We start from the raw sequence: 21409 nt of genomic DNA, 5'->3' as shown, positions 1-21409 counted from the left end.
TTTTTATTAGTAACAATATCGCTATTGTTATCAAGTACAATCTAAAAAGTAATTACTCTTTAAGTGTTGTGATTAATACTTTATCGATGATAACACCATCCATTTTTTGAGCTTCAAACTCTAATTTATTCCAAATCAATTTATCTCCTTCTTTAGGAATCGCACCAAGTTCGGTTATAATAAATCCACTAACCGTGGTAACTTCATAATCTGTAGTTAACTCATCCATATCAAAATAGGTCAAGAAGTCATGTAATGAATATTGCCCATCTACCAACCACGATCCATCTTCATTAGCCACTAATTTATACTCGTCGTCATCAAAATCTGAAGCGTCTCCTACCAGCGCTTCTAAGATATCATTCAACGTAATTATTCCTTGAAAAACACCATACTCATCGGTTACGAAAGCATAATGAATTTTAGACTTTTTAAAATTCTCAAGAGCTTTATATGCCGAAGTATGCTCAATAAAATAAGCGGGCTCTTTAGCAATTGATTTCAGTTGAAAATTACCTTTTTCAAAATTGGCAAACAAATCTTTTAAATACACAACTCCAACCACTTCATCTAGATTTTCTTCGCACACTGGATAAACTGAATGCAATTCATCTAAGACTTTGGATTTAATTTCTTCTACCGTATCTTCAAGTGATAAATACACCATTGAACTACGATGCGTCATTAACGAATTTACTTTTCTGTCTCCAATGTGAAATACTCGTTCCACTATATCTTGCTCAATTTCTTGAACCTCACCTACCTCTGTACCTTCTTTAATAATTGCCTTGATTTCTTCTTCAGTAACTTTACCGTCAGCAGTTGGCTTAATTTGTAAAATGTCCAGTAAAAAATCGGTAGAACTAGTTAACAACCAAATAAATGGAGCCATTACGACTGAAACGAATTTCATTGGCATTGCTATCGCTTTGGCTATAGACTCTGGATGATTTAAACCAATACGTTTTGGAAGCAATTCACCTAAAACCAATGAGAAAAATGTCAAAATCACAACTACAATTCCTACTGCAATGGAATTTGCATAGGGTTGCAAGGCAGAAAATCCACTTACAAAAAATTCCACATCTTCGGTAATTTTATCTCCACTATAGATACCCGTCAATATTCCAATAAGAGTGATTCCTATTTGTACCGCCGAGAGAAATTTATTAGGAGAATTAGCTAAATCAAGTGCAGTTTTGGCCGTTTTACTTCCTTTTTTAGCAGCAGTTTCTAACCTACTTTTTCGTGAAGAAATCAACGCAATTTCCGACATAGAAAAGACGCCATTTAGTAGAATTAATAAAAATATAATAAGTAGTTCCAATTTTATTTTATTATGGTTGAAAAAATCAAGCTAAAAAAATTATTTAACTGATGTTCTGAACTGTTTTTGATTACAAATTATCGATTACAGTACTCAAACGTTCTGTTATTTCTGCAATAGAACCAATTCCGTCAACAGCATAAAACTTCTCTTGTTCTTTGTAATAATCCATTAATGGAGCAGTTTTTTCATTGTACTCGTCATAACGATTTCGGATTTTTTCTTCATCTTGATCATCCGGTCTTCCTGACGTTTTTCCTCTTTCTAACAAACGTTGCACCAAAATATCATCGTCTGCTTCTAAAGCTACTGTAGCCGTAATTTGTTGTCCTTTTGATTCTAAAAAACGATCCAATGCTCCTGCCTGTGCCAATGTTCTTGGAAAACCGTCAAATAAAAAACCAGCAGACTCAGGATTATTATCTACTTCTGATTGCAACATTTGAATCGTTACTTCATCCGGTACTAAATCGCCTTTGTCCATATAGGTTTTGGCTAACTTTCCTAATTCAGTTTCGTTTTTGATATTGAATCTAAAAATATCTCCTGTTGAAAGGTGTGTTAAATTGTATTTTCCTTTTAAAAATTCGGCTTGAGTTCCTTTTCCTGCACCTGGTTTCCCAAATAAAACAATGTTAATCATTTTCTAAATCTATTTTTGTGTGTTGTAAATATGGTTATTAATTAGTCTTTCAATTGATATACTTCGGGTAAATTACGACCCAATCCGTCATAATCCAACCCGTAGCCAACAATAAATTTATTCGGAATTCGAATACCAACATAATCTACAGGCAAGTCTTGTTTATAGGCTTCTGGTTTGAAAAATAAAGTAGCAATCTTAAACTCTTTCACATTCTCTTTTTCGAATAAAGCTTTCAAAGCCACCAAAGTGTTGCCAGTATCCACAATATCTTCAATTACAATTACGGATCTTCCTGACAAATCTTGATTCAAACCAAGTAATTGCTTCACCTCTTCGGTAGAAGAAGTACCTTCATAAGAAGCCATTTTGATAAAACTTACTTCACAAGGCGAAGGATAACGTTTCAATAAATCAGAAACCACCATAAAAGCCCCATTCAGCACTCCAATAAAAACAGGGGTTTCATTAGAAAAGTCGGCCGTTATCTGAGTCACCATTTTAGTGATAGCAAACTCAATCTCTTTCGCAGAAATAAACGGCACAAATTGCTTATCGTGTAATTGAATCATTATATTTAGTATAAAACAAAGAGCAAATATACTGAATTCGGATTGGACAATCTATATAATAAATGTGAATTTGTATTTTAAAAATGACGAATTATGCATTATCAATTGTTAATTATCAATGGACTAAGTATCTTTGCCTACCTAGGCAATAAAAGCCCAACAATTGAAGTAAAAGAGAAAACAAATGAATTATTTTTCTTCTGATTTTAAATTAGGAATTCTGGGAGGTGGTCAACTAGGTAAAATGCTGTTGTTTGACACCCGAAAATTTGACATTCAAACCTACGTATTAGACCCAAGTGATGAGGCGCCTTGCAAAATCGCTTGCAATCATTTCTTCCAAGGCGATTTGATGGATTTTGACACGGTGTACAACTTCGGAAAAAAAGTGGATGTATTGACTTTCGAAATCGAATTGGTGAACTTAGATGCTCTTTTGAAATTAGAAGATGAAGGATTGCCTGTTTATCCTTCACCAAAAACATTGAAATTAATTCAAAACAAAGGAATTCAAAAAGATTTTTACACCCAACATAACATTCCAACTGCGCCCTACACGCGATTTGAAAATCTTCAAGATCTAAAATCAGCAATCAACAATCAGCAATCAGTAATCCAAATGCCATTTGTATGGAAGTGTACCGAATATGGTTACGATGGAAATGGCGTAAAAGTAGTCAGAAAAGCTACTGATTTAGACGAATTACCTAACGTAGAATGTATCGCTGAGGCAATGATTCCGTTTAAAAATGAATTGGCGGTAATTGTATGCCGTAATCCTTCGGGCGAAATTAAAACCTACCCTGTGGTGGAAATGGAATTCCATCCCGAAGCCAATCAGGTAGAATATGTAATTTGTCCTGCTCGAATTGATGAGGAAGTAGCCAAAAAAGCCAGGGCTATTGCACTAAATGTTTCACAACAATTCAATCACGTAGGTCTATTGGCTGTAGAAATGTTCCAAACTGAAAATGACGAAATTTTAGTTAATGAAGTCGCTCCGAGACCACACAATTCAGGGCACTATTCAATTGAAGCGAGTTACACCTCACAATTTGAAAATCATTTACGTGCTATATTGAATTTACCTCTTGGGAATACCGATAGTAAAGCTGCCGGAATTATGGTTAATTTGGTTGGCTCAGAAGGGTATTCTGGTCAAGTAATTTACGAGAATATTGAAAAAATTCTAGAATGGGATGGAGTTACACCGCACATTTACGGTAAAAAGCAAACACGTCCATTTAGAAAAATGGGACACGTCACCATAGTGAATAAAGACGTAAACGAGGCACGGAAAATTGCCGAACAAGTAAAAAACACGATTAAAGTAATTTGTTAATTTGAAAATTTACTAATTTGAAAATGAAATCAATATCTTTAAACAACTAAACCATAAACACCTCTACCAAAATGAAAGTAGCCATCATCATGGGAAGCATTTCGGATATGCCAGTAATGCAAGAAGCCATCGATATTTTAAAAGAATTTGGAATAGAAACCGAAGTAGATATCGTATCAGCTCACAGAACTCCCGAAAAGTTATTTGATTTTAGCACAAAGGCACACGAAATAGGTATTTCAGTAATTATAGCAGGCGCCGGTGGCGCCGCACATTTACCTGGAATGGTAGCTTCTATGAGTCCGCTTCCTGTAATTGGCGTTCCAGTGAAATCAAGCAATTCAATTGATGGTTGGGATTCGGTTTTATCTATTTTACAAATGCCAGGCGGAGTTCCGGTAGCAACCGTAGCATTGAACGGAGCTAAAAACGCAGGCATCTTAGCCGCTCAAATCATCGGGAGTGCTGATGCCACTACTTTAAACCGAATTATCACTTACAAACAATCCTTAAAAGAAGCTGTAATCAAAGCGTCAGAAGGATTGAAAAATAAATAATTGCACAAAGTCACACGAAGTTTAACACCGAGTTGCACAAAATCCTCTGTGAAACTTTGTGAAAAAACTTTGATAAACTCTGTGAAACCAAAATGAAAATACTTACCTCAACTTACAATACCAAATACAACACGGCACCTTTCTCTCAAATTAAAATGAGCGATTACCAAGCTGCTTTTGAATCTACAATTGCAGCAGCGCGTGGCGAAATTGATGCTATTACCAACAATTCCGAAAAACCAACCTTTGAGAACACCATCGAAGCGTTGGATTTTTCAGGACAACCTTTAGATCGTTTATCATCTATTTTTTTCAATTTAAATTCGGCTGAGACTTCTGACGAAATGCAGAAAATTGCTCAAGAAGTATCGCCTATACTAACTGCTTTTAGTAATGATATTTCGTTGAATGAAATTTTGTTCAAAAGAGTTAAAACAGTATACGATCAAAAAGACGAATTGACTTTAACACCTGAGCAAGCCACTTTATTAGATAAAAAATACAAAAGTTTTGCCCGAAACGGCGCCTTACTTAGCGAAGATAAAAAGTCCCGCTTACGCGAAATTGATACTGAATTAGCCAAACTAAAATTAACTTTTGGTGAAAATGTTTTGGCTGAAACCAACAACTATGAATTACACATTACTAACGAAGACGATTTAAAAGGGTTGCCTGAAGGCGCTATTGAAATGGCTCGTTCTTTGGCTGAAACCAAAGAAAAAGAAGGGTGGATTTTTACTTTGGATTTTCCAAGTTACCTACCTTTTGTGACCTATGCTGAGAATCGTGAATTGCGAAAAGAGATCACCATTGCCGCAGGAAAAAAAGCCTTTCAAAATAACGAATTCGACAATCAAGCAATTACATTACAAATAGCTAAACTACGTTACAAACGCGCTAATTTATTAGGATATGAAACTCACGCACACTTCGTTTTAGAAGAGCGTATGGCACAAAACCCCAATCAAGTTATAACGTTTTTAAGTGATTTATTAGCCAAAGCGAAACCTGCAGCTGAAAAAGAGTTTGCGGAATTATCCGCTTTCGCCAAAGAATTGGACGGCATTGACCAATTAGAAAAATGGGACGGGCCTTATTTTTCAGAAAAATTGAAACAAAAATTATTCAATTTGGATGACGAATTATTAAAACCCTATTTCAAATTAGAAAATGTGTTGAATGGTGCTTTTACGATTGCTAACAAACTATTTGGATTGACGTTCAGAGAAATTTTTGACATCGACAAATACCATTCAGATGTACAAACTTTTGAAGTAGTCGACGAGAGAAATAAATTGGTTGCGATATTCTACGCCGATTTTTTTCCAAGAAAAGGAAAACGCAACGGCGCTTGGATGACATCGTTCAAACCGCAATACATTCAGAATGGCGTAAACGAAAGACCACATATTTCAAATATATGTAATTTTACACCGCCTACTCCAACTAAGCCTTCACTTTTAACATTTAACGAAGTAACTACGCTGTTTCATGAATTTGGACACGGTTTACACGGCATGTTGGCCAACACAACCTATCCAAGTTTATCAGGAACTTCTGTATTTTGGGATTTTGTGGAATTACCTTCACAAGTGATGGAAAATTGGTGTTACGAACCTGAAGCTTTGGCTTTGTTTGCCAAACATTATGAAACAGGCGAAATTATTCCGCAGGAATTTGTAGAAAAAATTAAAGAAAGCGCGAGCTTTTTAGAAGGGATGGCTACTTTACGCCAATTGAGTTTTGGCTTATTAGACATGGCTTTCCACAGTAATAATCCAACTGAAATTATGGATATCAAAGCGTTTGAAAAAGCTGCTTTTGAAGGCACCAGTCTGTATCCTGATGTAGCCGAAAACTGCATGAGTGTTTCCTTCTCGCATATTTTTCAAGGAGGCTATTCTTCAGGATATTACAGTTACAAATGGGCCGAAGTCCTGGACGCAGATGCCTTTGCTTATTTCCAAGAAAAAGGGATTTTCAACAAGGAGGTCGCTACAAAATTCAAAGATAACATCCTTTCAAAAGGCGGTACGGAACATCCAATGATTTTATACAAACGATTCAGAGGGCAAGAACCAAAACCAGAAGCATTATTGAAACGCGCTGGGTTGATTTAAACCGTTTTTTTTGCGTTAGGGATAAAGGCGGCATCCTTTTCATGGTGGACTGAGGCACTCGAAGTCCACCATGAAAAGATACAGCTGAAAGCCCGACACTGTCATTGCGAGGCACGAAGCAAACAGGAAACGCCCAAAAGCTAAATTTTCAAAATCTGTTGTAATAAATTGATTTGATTTTTAGCTCGATTTAGATTTTGTTCAGGATAATTACATTGGTAATAAATATCTCCATTCAAATAATCGGTTAAGAAACGTAAGGCTTGGATATATACAATAACCTGTGGCGCATAGGATAAATATTGCAATTCGATATCGGTTAAAAAAGAACCTGCTTCTGACAAAAAACCATTCGTTAATTCGTGATAAACATCTGCATTAAATACACCTTCCGGATCGGGGTCATCTTCTGATTTTGTATTAGTATAAGAACGAATCATATCACCGTAATCATATAAAATTGTCCCAAGCATTAAGGTGTCCCAATCAATAATCGCTTTGGGTTGGTTTGTGGCGGAATCAAAAAGAACATTACTAATTTTAGGGTCGGCATGAATGAGTCGGATTGGTAACTCTTTTTGTTGTTGTAATTGCATCCACTTTTGAGGCAAGTCTTGGTGTTTTACCATCCACTCTATTTGCTCTTGGGCTTTGATTAATCGGTCGGAATTTGCTGATTGCAAAGCAAGTTGAAAAGCATCAATTCTATTCTTTGTATCTAGAAAATGAGGCAAAACCTCTTGAATTGGGTTTAGTTCAATTCCGTTTAAAAAGGTATAGAATTGACCAAAAAAAGCGCCTACTGCAAACGCCTGTTCCGGATTTTGAATTACATTGATGGTATAACTATTTTCAATTTGTGCCATCATCCGCCAACTGTCTCCTTCAAAATTGATTTCATTTTCACCTTCAGAAGTCTCACACAATTCCAATACTGGGTGTGGGTAATTATTGCTTTTTAAAAATCGGCTAACCAATACAATATTAGACTGAATAGCTTTTGAATTTTGAAAAACCAGGGTGTTTATTTTTTGCAAAATGTACTTCTTTCTCTGTGTTTCTATGACTACCTCAACACTATAGGTCGAATTAATTAAACCGTCTGTAATAGGAAAAATAACAACTGCTTCTGCACGAGGCAAAAAATGAGAAATAATTTTATTTAGTGTTGGATTTATTTCCACAATTCGCTCGGATATAATTTATTAGTAACACATTCTGAAATAAAATCAACTAATTGTACTTTATCCTCGGGATAGGTAATTCCGTGCCAACAATCCGTCGTATCTAATACACTTACTTTAGCACTTTTAGAATCGATCATTTGTTGTACTTCAGTGGGAATATATAATTCTGAAGTTGGATCTGGAACCGATTCCAAAAAAGCATAAAATGCCTTTTCTAAATTTTCAAAAATGGCGGGGTGGAAACCCCAAAAATTCATTGAAACTAAAGTATCTGATTCAATAATTTCCTTTTTACCATTTTCTATAAACACAATATCTTTTTCTTCACGAGTAATTTTGGTTCTTTCGATTACCTTTTGCAAACTGCCATCTTCATTAAGTGTGCAAATTCCTCTAGAAACAGCTCCATTTTCGCTTAAAGTAGCCGAAACTGGAAAAGCAACCATTGCAAATTGTTGGTGCTGAATTTGGCCATTGTCAATACATGCAGCCATATTAACAAACGCTTGTTTTCCGTAATAATCATCTGCATTGATTACCACAAAAGGTTCGTGGATACACTCTTTGGCACACAAAATTGCATGTGCAGTTCCCCAAGGCTTTTGTCTGTCTTGCAACAAATGAGCAAACTCCTTTGGAATAAATTTTTCAATAGATTGTTCTACTAAATGAAGTTCAAATTGTTTTTTTACAGCAATTTTTTCTAACCTAATAAGATATGATTTTGGAAGATGTGAATTTATCACAACCACTATTTTGGTAAAGCCTGCCATTAACGCATCGTAGATGGAGAATTCCAAAACAGTCTCTCCGTTTGGAGTGATGCCATCCACTTGCTTTAATCCTTTGTAACGAGTCCCTAATCCACCTGCCATAATGAGCAGTGTTTTTGCCAGTCTAAAATGCCCCATCGAATCCAAATACTGGTTTTCTTGTTTGCCAAGCGCCTTTAGTAAAATCTGGGATATCCACTACTTGTCCGTTCTTTTTGATTGATTTTTCGCTTAAAGGAGTAATGGCGTACCAAGTCGCTAAATCATATACATCTAACGGAAATTCTATATTGCGTTTGATACACTCAATAAAAGTATTGTCCACAAAGAAATCCATACCGCCATGTCCTGAATTTTCGGCATCTTTAGAATAGCGCTGCCAAAGTGGATGGTCGTATTCTTGCAACCATTTTTCGGTATTGTCCCAACGATGAGAATGTTTCATCAATTTTTCAAAATAGATAAATCCTTGATTATTTTCGCCCCAACCAAAATCTTGCCATATTCCATCGGTACCTTGCACTCTAAATCCTAAATTATAAGGGCGCTGCAAAGAAGTGTCGTGTGTCAATAAAATGGTTTCTCCATTAGCGCACTGAATTTGAGTAGTTACAATATCGCCTTGTTGGAATTTTACTTTTGCATTGGGATGGTTCTTGCCTCCTTTTGGGTGTTCTTCAATATATTTAGTTAATCCTCTTGATTTAGAAGAAAAAGAAGAAAGTCGTAACAACCTATTTCCCCTATTGACGTCAAACATCACCGCTACTGGACCTAATCCATGTGTTGGATACAGTTCGCCATTTCTATTAACATAATGATTGGTTCGCCATTTGGCTTCGCTAAAACCTTTATCACCAAACTCTACTCCCGAATTATAAGCCGTTTGGCCGTCGTTAAATAACACCCCTCTTAAATCGTGTTCGTATCCTCCTTGACCATGAATCAATTCGCCAAACATTCCTTTTCGAACCATGTTTAATACTGCCATTACATCACGACGGTAACATACATTTTCCATCATCATAATAGGAACCTTCGTCTCTTCATAAGCCTTCACATACTCCCAACAATCTTCAACTGTCATGGCGCCACAAACTTCCATTCCGACAATTTTTTTTGCGTACATCGATTCAACACCCTGAATTTTATGCCACTCCCAAGGAGATGAAATAATCACAGCGTCAATTGTTGGATCTTTCAATAGATTTCTATAATCATAATCTCCGTTGCCAAACTCTTTTGCAGGTTGTTGTTTGTACTTCGCCATTAACTTTTGCCCCATAGCCATCATTCTTGGTTCTGGATCGGCAAAAGCTACTACTTCAACATCAGTTCGTTTAAGCATTTCTTCTAAATGCGCTTGTCCTCTATACCCCATGGCTATAAATCCTAAACGGACTTTTTTATCGCTTTGAAAATTAGCATTATAGGAAAATAAAGAATTAGGCAAAATAAGTGTTCCAAAACCGGCAGCAGCTGTTGTTGAAAGGAAGTTTCTTCGGGTAAAATTCGGATTCATAAATTAGGTATTTTTAGCTAATTTAATAAAATTCTGTTTTGAAAGTTGATAATTAGTCAAAAAGGGAAATAAGTAACCAAAAAACAGGCAAACTTTCGACCCATAATAACGTATAATACCAACTCCTGTTTACGGAAGAAAAATAAATAGCAACTACTGAAGATAAAGCATAGATAAAGCATGGATAAAGGCAGTCTAGTGCATGAAATGATACTACACAAAATAGAACTACTAATACATATCCCATTTGTTTTGTTCTTTGTATGCCAAACCAATGAGGGAGTGTTTTTAAAGCAACCGAATCAGTTGTGCTATCCGAAATTTCAAAAGGAATCATAACACTAGACAACAATAAAAACCGCTGTAAAGAAATTACAATTACTTCTTCATGATTCATTAACGGAATATATACCGTGATGAAGGTCACTACAAAAGCAACGAAAAATGGTTTTACCCACCCTATTTTCCTAAAACTTGGGTACAATACAACCAAAAGCAAAGCAATAAGTAGGTGAATCTGAATATAATATTCTTGTCTAAAGAATAACAAGAGACATACAATACTAGCTATTAAAGAAACACTTAGAATAACATTTACTTTTTTATCAAATACATTCTTAAATCCAAACCATTTCGAATACTTCAGAAAATTATATCCTACTATAGTTCCAAAAAAAACTAAAAAGGCATACGAGTTGAGTTGGGTAAAACTTAGTTGAACCAAAGAAAAAACTGCTAATCCAACATGTATAGAGGATTTAATATAAAAATCTAAATATATTTTAATTTTAGACATATTGCAATATTAATCAATCTGTTAATAAGAGTTGTTTTTGGTTAACAAATTCTTAAAATATTACCATTTGTTGAACCTCAAAATACAAGTTTAATAATTACTTTTGCTCATATTTTTTTAAAAAACAAACTAAACACAACTATTTATTCTTAAATATAGCGCTAAAATGAGAACAGACGCATTCGCTTTACGCCACATCGGACCAAGAGAAACCGATTTGAATTTGATGTTAAAAACCATTGGTGTAGATTCTTTGGACCAACTAATTCATGAAACAATTCCTTCAGATATTAGACTTAAATCGGAGCTACAACTTGACGAACCTATGACTGAATTTGAATACTTAAATCATATTCAAGAATTGGGAAGCAAAAATAAAGTTTTTAAATCGTATATCGGTTTAGGATATCACCCTGCAGCAATTCCTGCCGTAATTCAAAGAAATATTTTTGAAAATCCAGGTTGGTATACTGCTTATACCCCCTACCAAGCAGAAATTGCACAAGGTCGTTTAGAAGCTATTTTAAATTATCAAACTACTATCATTGAATTAACAGGAATGGAGATTGCCAATGCTTCATTACTTGATGAAGGTACCGCAGCGGCTGAAGCCATGGCTTTATTGTTTGATGTTCGTACTCGAGACCAAAAGAAAAATAATGTGAATAAATTATTCGTTTCTGAAGAAATTTTACCGCAAACCCTATCCGTATTACAAACGCGTGCTACTCCAAAAGGAATAGAAATAGTAGTTGGAAATCACGAAACATTTGATTTTTCGACTGACTTTTTTGCAGCTGTTTTACAATATCCAGGCAAATTTGGTCAAGTAACCGATTATACTGGATTTATAACCAAAGCACATGCTACCGAAATAAAAGTAGCCGTAGCAGCAGATCTTTTATCATTAGCCAAATTAACGCCTCCAGGAGAAATGGGAGCTGATGTAGTGGTCGGAACTTCACAACGTTTTGGTATTCCAATGGGCTACGGTGGCCCTCACGCTGCATTTTTTGCAACCAAAGAAGAACACAAACGTTCAATGCCAGGAAGAATCATTGGCGTAACAATTGACGCCAATGGAAATCGCGCTTTGAGAATGGCTTTAGGAACTCGTGAGCAACACATCAAACGTGAAAAAGCAACTTCAAATATCTGTACTGCACAAGTTTTACTGGCGGTTATGGCTGGAATGTATGCTGTTTATCACGGACCAAAAGGACTTAAATATATTGCCAATAAAGTACATGCTTCGGCAGTAACTTTGGCGGAAGCTCTAAATAAACTTGGTGTATACCAAACCAATTCTGCTTTCTTCGATACACTTTTAGTAAAAGCGGATGCTGCGAAGGTTAAAGCTATTGCAGAGAAAAACGAAGTAAACTTCTTCTACGTTGACAACGAAACGATTTCGATTTCATTAAACGAAACCACTTCACTAACAGACCTAAACCAAATTTTAAGCATTTTTGCGGAAGCGTTAGGGAAGTCAAATGTGCAAATTAATGAATTTGCAAATGAAACGATGGTTCCTAAAAACTTAGAAAGAACTTCATCTTTCTTACAACACGACGTATTCAATAACCATCATTCAGAAAGTCAGTTGATGCGTTATATCAAAAAATTAGAGCGTAAAGATTTATCATTGAATCACTCGATGATTTCTTTGGGTTCTTGTACCATGAAATTGAATGCTGCAGCCGAAATGTTGCCATTATCTATGGCTAATTGGAACAGTATTCACCCGTTTGCTCCAATTGAACAAGCCGAAGGATACCAAATCATGCTGAAAAAATTAGAACAGCAACTGAATGTGGTAACAGGTTTTGCAGGAACTACTTTGCAACCAAATTCGGGTGCACAAGGTGAATATGCTGGTTTAATGACCATTAGAGCCTATCATTTATCAAGAGGAGATCATCACAGAAATGTGTGTTTAATTCCTTCTTCGGCACACGGAACCAATCCAGCATCGGCAGCGATGGCAGGAATGGAAATTATTGTAACTAAAACAACTCCAGAAGGAAATATTGACGTTGAAGATTTACGTGCTAGAGCTATTGAATACAAAGACCGTTTGTCTGCTTTAATGGTAACCTATCCTTCAACTCACGGTGTTTTTGAAAGTTCGATTATCGAAATCACCAATCTAATTCACGAAAATGGAGGATTAGTATATATGGATGGTGCCAATATGAATGCGCAAGTTGGTTTAACTAATCCAGCTACGATTGGCGCTGACGTTTGTCACTTGAACTTACACAAAACCTTCGCTATTCCTCACGGTGGTGGTGGACCTGGTGTTGGACCAATTTGTGTGAACGAGAAATTAGTGCCGTTTTTACCAACCAATCCAATTATACCAACAGGAGGAAATCAAGCTATCTCAGCTATTTCAGCAGCACCTTACGGATCAGCCTTAGTATGTTTAATTTCGTATGGTTATATTTCAATGTTAGGATCAGAAGGCGTTACTAATGCAACTAAATATGCTATTTTGAATGCTAATTATATGAAAGCGCGTTTAGAAGCTCATTATCCAATATTGTATTCAGGAGAAATGGGAAGAGCGGCTCACGAAATGATATTAGATTGTCGTGCATTTAAACAACAAGGCATTGAAGTAACCGATATTGCAAAACGTTTAATGGATTATGGATTCCACGCGCCAACGGTTTCTTTCCCAGTTGCAGGAACTTTAATGATTGAACCGACTGAATCAGAAGATGTAGCAGAATTAGACCGTTTTTGCGATGCGATGATTGCTATTAGAAAAGAGATTGAAGTAGCTAATGCAGACGATCACAATACCGTTTTACACAATGCGCCACATACACTAGCAATGCTTACCACTGATGTTTGGAATTTTCCATACACTAGAGAACAAGCAGCTTTCCCACTAGAATACATTGCAGAAAATAAATTTTGGCCAAGTGTGCGTCGTGTAGATGATGCTTACGGAGATCGAAATTTAGTTTGCTCTTGTGCGCCAATTGAAGCGTATATGTAAATCAATATAAGAAGTACGAGCTTAGAAGTACGAAGAATAAGGTTTCAAGTGTCATTCTGAATTAAGTTCAGAATCCTTGAAACCTTTTTCATACATATAAATTCTGGGTTTAATCTTTATATTACAATTGAAATCACCTAACTTTAAAATTAAAATGTAACCAAAATGAAAGACATTCAAACTCCAGAAGAAATATATATTATAGTAGATGAATTCTACAAAAAATTATTGGCTGATGATACAATTAGTTACATCTTCACAGATGTTGTAAAGATAAAGCTAGAAGAACATTTACCCATTCTGGTTACTTTTTGGTCACAAGCCATTTTAGGAACGGGCGGTTATGTCAACAATTTAACTCAAATTCATTTAGATGTGAACGCAAAATCCTATTTGTCCAAAGAACTATTTGACATTTGGCTCAATCACTTTGAAGCAGCCATCAACGAAAACTTTGAAGGCTTCAATTGTGAACGAATGAAAAACCAAGCCCATAATTTATCCACCATTATGCAAATAAAAATTGCGCAACAAGATAAATAACTACTAAATTGTCATTTTTCAAATGTTTTTATTAAAATAATGATAATAAATTAACTTAGTTTCTGTTTTGCTATAGTTATTTCAGATAAAAAAGATAAATTCGTACTATAATATAGAATTTTATGAATATCAAAATAAGCGGAATAGGAAGTTATATTCCTGAAAAAAGCGTTAGTAACACTGATTTTTCCGATCATGTTTTTTTAAACGAAGATGGAAGTCCTTTTGGTTATCCAAATGAAGTAGTAGTCAACAAGTTCAAAAATATCACTGGAATTGAAAACAGACGTTATGCTAACGACCAATATACCTCATCTGATTTAGGTTTTTTTGCAGCCAAGAAAGCCATTGAAAACGCTAAAATAGATCCCGAAACAATAGATTATATCATTTTTGCACACAACTTTGGCGATGTAAAACACGGCACTGTACAATCGGATATGTTGCCAAGTTTAGCCACGAGAGTAAAACATAAATTGCAAATTCAGAATCCAAAATGCGTGGCATACGACCTTCTTTTTGGATGTCCAGGTTGGATAGAAGGCGTTTTGCAAGCTAATGCATTTATTAAGTCAGGAATGGCAAAACGTTGTTTGGTAATTGGAGGAGAAACCTTATCAAGAGTAGTAGATGATCACGACCGTGATTCAATGATATATTCTGACGGTGCAGGTGCTTCTATAATTGAGACTTCAGACGATGAAAGCGGACTTTTATCTTACGAAAGCGCTACTTTTGCCAATGACGAAGCAGGTTATTTATTCTTCGGTAAATCATACAATCCAGACTTAGATCCAGAAACCAAATACATTAAAATGTATGGTAGAAAGATCTATGAATTTGCGTTGAGTAATGTCCCATCAGCAATGAAAAGTTGTCTAGACAAAAGCGGTTTAGGTATTGATGATGTCAAAAAAATATTGATTCACCAAGCCAATGAAAAAATGGATGAAGCCATTGTTCATCGTTTCTACAAACTATATGAAAAAACGCCTCCTAAAGACGTTATGCCAATGAGCATTCACGATCTAGGAAATAGTAGTGTTGCAACTGTTCCTACGCTCTTTGATCAAGTACTTCAAGGTAAAATAGAAAATCAAGAAATCAAAAAAGGAGATGTTTTAATCTTTGCTTCGGTTGGAGCTGGAATGAATATCAATGCGTTTGTATACCGATATTAATTGCAATTAATAAGTATATAAAAATTCGCGGTTTACATTCAAAGCCGCGAATTTCTTATTGATATCCTGCTCCATAAAAGTTCAAAATTCAAAACTTTATTTATCTTTGTTACTTTAACAAAATTGGACGAAATTTCAAATTGTCCCACATCAATACTATGTACGAAAAAACATTTCCCAATAAAAGATTCAAACACACTTTAGAATTTTTACAAAAACACATTACTACTTCAGAAACCATTTTTGACTTAGGGGTTCCTAATCCATTCTCAAAAATTATGATTGAAAATGGATATACTGTAAAAAATACCAGTGGAGAGGATTTAGATAACAATCAAACTGCGCTACAAAACGAAGATTACACTGTTTTTACTGCGTTTGAAATTTTCGAACATTTATTAAATCCGTACACTATTTTACAAAATGTAAAATCAGATAAATTGTTGATTTCAATTCCGCTTCGATTGTGGTTTTCTCCCGCTTATCGTAGCAAAACAGATATGTGGGATAGGCATTATCACGAGTTTGAAGATTGGCAATTGGATTGGTTGTTAGAAAAAACGGGATGGAAAATCATCGCAAGGGAGAAATTTACTCATCCTGTGAAAAAGATTGGTTTTAGACCATTGTTGCGTTTCTTTACGCCAAGATATTACATCGTTTACGCCGAAAAAATTAAATAATGAAGTATTATATCGTTATTCCTACTTACAATGAAGAACAATTTATTGCTTTAACATTACAATCGTTGGCAGATCAAACCGTTCTTCCATCGAAAGTAATTGTAGTGAATGACAATTCAACAGATAGTACTCCAGAAATAGTTTTGGCTTTCGCCGAAAAATACCCCTGGATTTCATTGGTAACCAAAAACTCTAGTGCAGTTCATTTACCCGGAAGTAAAGTTATCCAAGCTTTTCAAAAAGGATTAGAATCTATTGACGAAGACTATGATTTAATTGTAAAAGTAGATTCCGATTTGATTTTTCCAACAAACTATTTCGAAACGATAATTCAGCATTTTAACTCTGATTCCTCTATTGGAATGGTAGGTGGTTTTTGTTACATCGAAAAAAATGGCGAATGGATTTTAGAAAATTTAACCGATAAAGATCATATTCGGGGTGCTTTAAAAGCCTATCGAAAAGCAACTTTTAAACAAATAGGTGGATTGAGAGCACAAATGGGTTGGGATACGGTAGATGAATTATTGTGTAAATTTTACAATTGGAAAGTAGTTACTAATGAAAGTTTACACGTAAAACACTTAAAACCAACGGGGGCTAATTACAATAAAACCGCACGATATAAACAAGGCGAGGCATTTTATACTTTGGGCTACGGCTTCATTATTACAGCAATTGCTTCACTAAAATTAGCCCTACGAAAGGGAAAACCGTTATTGTTTTTAGACTATTTACTTGGTTTTTGGAAAGCCAAATTAGCAAACAAACCTATGTTAGTTACTGATGAACAAGCGAAGTTCATTAGAAAATATCGACTTCAAAAAATGAAGAATAAACTTTTTCAATAATAGAAAGTTCAAACTCCTAAATCAATTAGACTAAAGCTATTTCATTTTTTGTAATTTAGCTTACAATTAAAAAAATATGATACTCATCAAATATTTAACCCAAATAGGAAGTTATTTTCTCATGTTGAAAGACATGTTCAACCGACCTGTAAAATGGAGCGTGATGAAACAGCTCATCCTAAAAGAAATTGACGACTTAATTATTGATTCATTGGGGATTGTATGTTTTATATCGTTTTTTGTGGGTGGAGTTGTAGCCATTCAAACGGCTTTAAACTTAACCAATCCGCTAATTCCAAGATATTTAATTGGATTTGCCACCAGACAATCCGTGATTTTAGAATTTGCTCCCACTTTTATTTCCATTATTATGGCAGGTAAAATGGGTTCATTTATTACATCCAGTATTGGAACGATGAGAGTTACAGAACAGATAGATGCTTTAGAAGTAATGGGGGTCAACTCATTAAATTATTTAGTATTCCCGAAAATTGTAGCTTTATTCCTGTATCCTTTTATTATTGGAATCGCCATGTTTTTAGGAATATTTGGAGGGTATTTAGCTGCCGTTTTTGGCGGATTTGCAACAGAAACGGAATTTATAAACGGACTCCAAGTAGAATTTATTCCTTTTCATATTACTTATGCGTTCATTAAGACATTGGCTTTTGCTTTTATATTAGCAACTATCCCTTCTTTTCATGGTTATTACATGAAGGGTGGCGCGTTAGAAGTTGGTAAGGCAAGTACAATTTCATTTGTTTGGACTTCTGTAGTCATCATTATTGTCAACTATTTACTCACTCAAATTTTATTAAGCTAATGATTGAAGTTACAAACGTTGAAAAGAAATTTGGTAGTCAAAAAGTACTTAAAGGAATTAGCACCAATTTTGAAGCTGGTCAGACAAGTTTAGTTATTGGACAAAGTGGATCAGGAAAAACTGTTTTTTTAAAATCGTTATTGGGTATTCATGAAATAGACAAAGGCACTATTGCTTTTAATGGAAGAGTTTATGGCGAAATGAATAAAGATGAAAAACGGGAACTGCGCAGTGAAATAGGAATGGTATTTCAAGGGAGTGCACTTTTTGATAGTATGACCGTTGAGGAAAATATTGGATTTCCATTAAAAATGTTTACCAATAAATCGCCAAAAGAAATTAAAGACCGTGTTGATTTTGTAATTGATCGTGTTAATCTTGTTGAGGCACATCACAAAAAGCCATCTGAAATTTCTGGTGGTATGCAAAAACGTGTTGCTATTGCGCGTGCCATTGTAAACAATCCAAAATACTTATTTTGTGACGAACCCAATTCTGGATTAGATCCAAAAACAGCTACGGTAATTGATAATTTAATCCAAGAAATCACAAAAGAATACAACATTACAACTGTAATCAACACCCACGATATGAACTCCGTTATGGAAATTGGAGAAAAAATTGTATTCTTAAAAAATGGATTAAAAGCTTGGGAAGGAACAAAAGAAGAAATTTTCAAAACCGATAATAAAGCAGTGGTTGATTTTGTGTATTCTTCTAATTTATTTAAAAAAGTTAGAGAAGCTGTTTTAAACGGGCATTAATTAATTTTCAATAACTCTACCTCTGCATTTGGATTAAACAAATAGGTTTTACCAGTACTAATTTCCAAACATTCGAATCGTTTGGTTCTCACCGATATTTTTTTGAAAATTTTGCCGTTTGAAATTCGAAATATACTTCCATATGGAATTTCAAAAACATAATTTTTATCATTTTGTTGGTCAAATTGTTTGAGTGCCAATGATAAAGTGGTGTCCGTATCACTACTTGCAGATGGGTTTCTGAAGTGTCTTGCTAATAAAGGTAATAAATGCTGAGGGAAAATTTCTGGACGAATGAAAGGAACCATCAAACGTTGAAAAGTAATTTTCCATTCATTGCCATGTGGTTTGATGTGTCTTCCAAATTTTTCAAAAGCTGCAAGATGAGCAATTTCATGAATTAACGTAATCAAAAACTTGTACTGATTCAAACTAGCATTGACCGTAATTTCGTGCTTACCATTTAATGATCTTCTATAATCGCCATGACGGGTTTGTCTTTCGTTAACAATTTTAAGATGCACTTGATTCGATACAATTAATTCAAAAACAGGTCGTACTGCATGCTCCGGAATATATCTTGCTAAAGTATCATTCAAAGTTAGACTAATTAAGGATTTGTAGATGAAACTTCCAACACTTTTCCATTGTAATATTGATTTCCATTAATTGTAAAATCCACAATGTATTGAGCCATATTAGCTGCAGAAATTGGAGCCGGATAGCCTGGAAACGCTTCTTCTAACATTTCGGTTTGAACTGCTCCAAGTGCCAAAACGTTAAATGCAATTCCTTGTTCTTTGTATTCTTCGGCTAACAATTCAGAAAGTGTGATGACAGCACCTTTACTCGAACTGTAAGCAGCTAAACCAGGGAATTTTAAACTTCCTTGTATTCCACCCATCGAACTAATCGTAACGACATGACTTCCTTTTTGTAAATAAGGCAATGCTACACGAGTCAAATTGGCTACGCCAAAAACATTTACTTTGTAAATACTTTCAAAATCAGCCTGTGAAGTTTCTGAAAAAGGTTTTAATAACAAACTCCCTGCGTTGTGTACAATAGCGTCTACCTGTTTCCATGTTGAGGAAATATAATCGGATACTTTTTGTAAGTCTGATTCAATGGCTAAATCAACTGATAAGCAACTGATGTTTTTATTACCTAAAAGAGTTTGAGGAATTGTTCTAGAAAGTGCTAAAACATGATGCCCTTTTGAAGCAAATTGTAATGCTAATTCTAAACCTATACCCCTACTCGTTCCGGTTACAATAATATTTTTCATAAAGCGAAAATAAACAAAATCAAACTCAAATAAATCTCTTTATTTAATAAAAATAAAAAAAGGTTTTTATTCTTTAAAAACAAGAATAAGAACCTTAGTAAATTTTGAATAAAAATTAATCTGCCAAAACGGCTCTTGAAATTACAATTTTCTGAATTTCAGAAGTCCCTTCATAAATTTGCGTAATTTTTGCATCACGCATCATTCGTTCTACGTGGTATTCTTTTACATATCCATTTCCGCCATGAATTTGAACCGCTTCTATTGCGGTATCCATAGCAACTTGTGAAGCATATAATTTAGCCATAGCACCACTTACATCGTAATTATGATGGTTATCTTTATCCCAAGCGGCTTTGATGCATAAGTGTCGAGCGGCTTCGATAGCAACTGCCATATCAGCAAGTTTAAATGCTATCGCTTGGTGATTGCAAATTTCAGTTCCGAAAGCCTTACGTTCTTTCGAATATTTTAAAGCTAATTCATAGGCACCTGAAGCAATTCCTAAAGCTTGTGCAGCAATTCCAATACGACCACCAGCCAATGTTTTCATAGCAAACTTAAATCCAAAACCATCTTCACCAATACGATTCGCTTTGGGTACTTTAACATCTGAGAACATCAATGAATGTGTATCTGATCCTCTGATTCCCATTTTTTGCTCTTTCGGCCCAATAGAAAACCCTGGCATATCTTTGGTCATAATTAAGGCATTGATTCCTCTACTCTTTTTGTCAATATCTGTTTGTGCAATTACGATATAAAATGAAGCGGAATTTCCATTAGTGATCCAATTTTTTGTACCGTTAACCAAATAATGATCTCCCATATCTATAGCAGTAGTTTTTTGCGAGGTTGCATCACTTCCTGCTTCTGGTTCACTCAAACAAAAAGCACCATGAATTTCTCCTGAAGCTAGTTTAGGTAACCATTCTCGTTTTTGTTCTTCAGTTCCATAAGTTTGCAAGCCCCAACAAACCAAAGAATTGTTGACAGACATCACCACTGAAGCTGAAGCATCAACTTTGGAAATTTCTTCCATAGCTAATACATAAGAAATAGTATCTAATCCGCTTCCACCGTATTCAGGATCTACCATCATTCCCATAAATCCCAACTCACCCATCTTCTTTATTTGATCCGCAGGGAAAATTTGATTTTCGTCACGCTCAATTACGCCAGCTAATAATTCATTTTGAGCAAAATCTCTTGCTGCTTGCTGAATCATTTTATGCTCTTCTGTTAAATTAAAATCCATATAAGGTTAAAATTAATAGTTTAAATTATTAAATAATCAGTCAAAGATACTTTTTAATACGTAATTATCATATTTTAGTTTAAAAAAATAGCAGTCAAAAGTGCAACTTTTCCTTTTCACTCTTGACAATTTTTAGTACATTTCGACGTTATTTGAATACCGTATTAAA

The 21409-nt window shown here is 34.9% G+C and carries 20 protein-coding genes; 10 read left to right on the top strand and 10 right to left on the bottom strand.

Annotated elements, in window-relative coordinates; translation table 11 throughout:
• Positions 1-52: 52 nt before the first annotated feature.
• The 3 genes from LPC23_RS04845 to hpt all read right to left on the bottom strand — a co-directional run bounded on the left by LPC23_RS04845 (position 53) and on the right by hpt (position 2542).
• Complete coding sequence (locus LPC23_RS04845) at positions 53-1276, bottom strand: hemolysin family protein (protein WP_229327128.1); 1224 nt, start codon at positions 1274-1276, stop codon at positions 53-55.
• 121 nt (positions 1277-1397) lie between these two features.
• Entirely contained in the window at positions 1398-1970 is a 573-nt protein-coding gene (locus tag LPC23_RS04840) for an adenylate kinase (protein ID WP_229331529.1), read from the bottom strand.
• Between the two features lie 41 nt (positions 1971-2011).
• A complete protein-coding gene (gene hpt, locus LPC23_RS04835; protein WP_229331527.1) occupies positions 2012-2542 on the bottom strand; it encodes a hypoxanthine phosphoribosyltransferase in 531 nt (176 codons plus the stop codon).
• 184 nt (positions 2543-2726) lie between these two features.
• Here hpt and LPC23_RS04830 point away from each other — a divergent pair, with 184 nt between their 5' ends.
• The 3 genes from LPC23_RS04830 to LPC23_RS04820 all read left to right on the top strand — a co-directional run bounded on the left by LPC23_RS04830 (position 2727) and on the right by LPC23_RS04820 (position 6561).
• Positions 2727-3884, top strand: coding sequence for a 5-(carboxyamino)imidazole ribonucleotide synthase (locus LPC23_RS04830; protein ID WP_229331525.1), 1158 nt, complete (start codon positions 2727-2729; stop codon positions 3882-3884).
• 71 nt (positions 3885-3955) lie between these two features.
• Positions 3956-4441, top strand: coding sequence for a 5-(carboxyamino)imidazole ribonucleotide mutase (gene purE / locus LPC23_RS04825; RefSeq protein WP_229331523.1), 486 nt, complete (start codon positions 3956-3958; stop codon positions 4439-4441).
• 92 nt (positions 4442-4533) lie between these two features.
• The gene (locus tag LPC23_RS04820; protein ID WP_229331520.1) at positions 4534-6561 is read left to right on the top strand and encodes a M3 family metallopeptidase; all 2028 of its coding nucleotides are present in this window, start codon (positions 4534-4536) and stop codon (positions 6559-6561) included.
• 140 nt (positions 6562-6701) lie between these two features.
• Here LPC23_RS04820 and LPC23_RS04815 read toward each other — a convergent pair whose 3' ends face one another.
• Genes LPC23_RS04815 through LPC23_RS04800 form a run of 4 tightly spaced genes read right to left on the bottom strand, consistent with a single transcriptional unit; the run spans position 6702 to position 10839 of the window.
• Entirely contained in the window at positions 6702-7745 is a 1044-nt protein-coding gene (locus LPC23_RS04815) for a phosphotransferase enzyme family protein (RefSeq protein ID WP_229331518.1), read from the bottom strand.
• The gene (locus tag LPC23_RS04810; RefSeq protein ID WP_229331515.1) at positions 7736-8659 is read right to left on the bottom strand and encodes a nucleotidyltransferase family protein; all 924 of its coding nucleotides are present in this window, start codon (positions 8657-8659) and stop codon (positions 7736-7738) included. Before LPC23_RS04810 ends, LPC23_RS04815 begins: the two co-directional genes overlap by 10 nt.
• Positions 8646-10043, bottom strand: coding sequence for a Gfo/Idh/MocA family protein (locus LPC23_RS04805; RefSeq protein WP_229331513.1), 1398 nt, complete (start codon positions 10041-10043; stop codon positions 8646-8648). The genes LPC23_RS04810 and LPC23_RS04805 overlap by 14 nt, the downstream gene beginning before the upstream one ends.
• A 52-nt stretch (positions 10044-10095) precedes the next feature.
• A complete protein-coding gene (locus LPC23_RS04800; protein WP_229331511.1) occupies positions 10096-10839 on the bottom strand; it encodes a hypothetical protein in 744 nt (247 codons plus the stop codon).
• Positions 10840-11005: 166 nt separating this feature from the next.
• Here LPC23_RS04800 and gcvP point away from each other — a divergent pair, with 166 nt between their 5' ends.
• From gcvP to LPC23_RS04765, 7 genes are all read left to right on the top strand, one after another.
• Entirely contained in the window at positions 11006-13849 is a 2844-nt protein-coding gene (gene gcvP / locus LPC23_RS04795; protein WP_229331509.1) for an aminomethyl-transferring glycine dehydrogenase, read from the top strand.
• Between the two features lie 165 nt (positions 13850-14014).
• Complete coding sequence (locus LPC23_RS04790; RefSeq protein ID WP_229331507.1) at positions 14015-14392, top strand: group III truncated hemoglobin; 378 nt, start codon at positions 14015-14017, stop codon at positions 14390-14392.
• Positions 14393-14514: 122 nt separating this feature from the next.
• Positions 14515-15573 (top strand): 3-oxoacyl-ACP synthase III family protein, encoded by a 1059-nt coding sequence (locus LPC23_RS04785; RefSeq protein WP_229331505.1) that lies wholly within the window; start codon positions 14515-14517, stop codon positions 15571-15573.
• A gap of 158 nt (positions 15574-15731) precedes the next feature.
• Positions 15732-16256, top strand: a complete 525-nt coding sequence (locus tag LPC23_RS04780; RefSeq protein WP_229331503.1) for a methyltransferase — start codon at positions 15732-15734, stop codon at positions 16254-16256.
• Entirely contained in the window at positions 16256-17107 is an 852-nt protein-coding gene (locus LPC23_RS04775) for a glycosyltransferase family 2 protein (protein WP_229327055.1), read from the top strand. The genes LPC23_RS04780 and LPC23_RS04775 overlap by 1 nt, the downstream gene beginning before the upstream one ends.
• A gap of 76 nt (positions 17108-17183) precedes the next feature.
• Positions 17184-17930 (top strand): MlaE family ABC transporter permease, encoded by a 747-nt coding sequence (locus tag LPC23_RS04770; protein ID WP_229331500.1) that lies wholly within the window; start codon positions 17184-17186, stop codon positions 17928-17930.
• Positions 17930-18694 carry an ABC transporter ATP-binding protein gene (locus LPC23_RS04765; RefSeq protein ID WP_229331498.1) on the top strand — a complete coding sequence of 255 codons (765 nt, stop codon included), beginning with the start codon at positions 17930-17932 and terminating at the stop codon, positions 18692-18694. The genes LPC23_RS04770 and LPC23_RS04765 overlap by 1 nt, the downstream gene beginning before the upstream one ends.
• Here LPC23_RS04765 and LPC23_RS04760 read toward each other — a convergent pair.
• The 3 genes from LPC23_RS04760 to LPC23_RS04750 all read right to left on the bottom strand — a co-directional run bounded on the left by LPC23_RS04760 (position 18691) and on the right by LPC23_RS04750 (position 21240).
• Positions 18691-19293, bottom strand: a complete 603-nt coding sequence (locus tag LPC23_RS04760; RefSeq protein WP_229331496.1) for a SprT-like domain-containing protein — start codon at positions 19291-19293, stop codon at positions 18691-18693. The two genes, LPC23_RS04765 and LPC23_RS04760, sit on opposite strands and share 4 nt — an antisense overlap.
• An 11-nt stretch (positions 19294-19304) precedes the next feature.
• Entirely contained in the window at positions 19305-19982 is a 678-nt protein-coding gene (locus LPC23_RS04755; RefSeq protein WP_229331494.1) for an SDR family NAD(P)-dependent oxidoreductase, read from the bottom strand.
• 115 nt (positions 19983-20097) lie between these two features.
• Positions 20098-21240 (bottom strand): acyl-CoA dehydrogenase, encoded by a 1143-nt coding sequence (locus LPC23_RS04750; RefSeq protein ID WP_229327046.1) that lies wholly within the window; start codon positions 21238-21240, stop codon positions 20098-20100.
• Positions 21241-21409 lie beyond the last annotated feature (169 nt).

Source organism: Flavobacterium ammonificans (assembly GCF_020885975.1).
Lineage (GTDB): Bacteria > Bacteroidota > Bacteroidia > Flavobacteriales > Flavobacteriaceae > Flavobacterium > Flavobacterium ammonificans.
The sequence above is the reverse complement of the archived record's forward strand: the minus strand, read 5'-3'. Positions and strand labels throughout refer to the sequence as shown.

What these genes read in the sequence shown, in the direction of transcription:
- LPC23_RS04845 (WP_229327128.1), bottom strand. Translation starts at nt 1,276, where the DNA reads ATGTCGGAAATTGCGTTGATTTCTTCACGAAAAAGTAGGTTAGAAACT.
- LPC23_RS04840 (WP_229331529.1), bottom strand. Translation starts at nt 1,970, where the DNA reads ATGATTAACATTGTTTTATTTGGGAAACCAGGTGCAGGAAAAGGAACT.
- hpt (WP_229331527.1), bottom strand. Translation starts at nt 2,542, where the DNA reads ATGATTCAATTACACGATAAGCAATTTGTGCCGTTTATTTCTGCGAAA.
- LPC23_RS04830 (WP_229331525.1), top strand. Translation starts at nt 2,727, where the DNA reads ATGAATTATTTTTCTTCTGATTTTAAATTAGGAATTCTGGGAGGTGGT.
- purE (WP_229331523.1), top strand. Translation starts at nt 3,956, where the DNA reads ATGAAAGTAGCCATCATCATGGGAAGCATTTCGGATATGCCAGTAATG.
- LPC23_RS04820 (WP_229331520.1), top strand. Translation starts at nt 4,534, where the DNA reads ATGAAAATACTTACCTCAACTTACAATACCAAATACAACACGGCACCT.
- LPC23_RS04810 (WP_229331515.1), bottom strand. Translation starts at nt 8,659, where the DNA reads ATGGGGCATTTTAGACTGGCAAAAACACTGCTCATTATGGCAGGTGGA.
- LPC23_RS04805 (WP_229331513.1), bottom strand. Translation starts at nt 10,043, where the DNA reads ATGAATCCGAATTTTACCCGAAGAAACTTCCTTTCAACAACAGCTGCT.
- LPC23_RS04800 (WP_229331511.1), bottom strand. Translation starts at nt 10,839, where the DNA reads ATGTCTAAAATTAAAATATATTTAGATTTTTATATTAAATCCTCTATA.
- gcvP (WP_229331509.1), top strand. Translation starts at nt 11,006, where the DNA reads ATGAGAACAGACGCATTCGCTTTACGCCACATCGGACCAAGAGAAACC.
- LPC23_RS04790 (WP_229331507.1), top strand. Translation starts at nt 14,015, where the DNA reads ATGAAAGACATTCAAACTCCAGAAGAAATATATATTATAGTAGATGAA.
- LPC23_RS04785 (WP_229331505.1), top strand. Translation starts at nt 14,515, where the DNA reads ATGAATATCAAAATAAGCGGAATAGGAAGTTATATTCCTGAAAAAAGC.
- LPC23_RS04780 (WP_229331503.1), top strand. Translation starts at nt 15,732, where the DNA reads ATGTACGAAAAAACATTTCCCAATAAAAGATTCAAACACACTTTAGAA.
- LPC23_RS04775 (WP_229327055.1), top strand. Translation starts at nt 16,256, where the DNA reads ATGAAGTATTATATCGTTATTCCTACTTACAATGAAGAACAATTTATT.
- LPC23_RS04770 (WP_229331500.1), top strand. Translation starts at nt 17,184, where the DNA reads ATGATACTCATCAAATATTTAACCCAAATAGGAAGTTATTTTCTCATG.
- LPC23_RS04765 (WP_229331498.1), top strand. Translation starts at nt 17,930, where the DNA reads ATGATTGAAGTTACAAACGTTGAAAAGAAATTTGGTAGTCAAAAAGTA.
- LPC23_RS04755 (WP_229331494.1), bottom strand. Translation starts at nt 19,982, where the DNA reads ATGAAAAATATTATTGTAACCGGAACGAGTAGGGGTATAGGTTTAGAA.
- LPC23_RS04750 (WP_229327046.1), bottom strand. Translation starts at nt 21,240, where the DNA reads ATGGATTTTAATTTAACAGAAGAGCATAAAATGATTCAGCAAGCAGCA.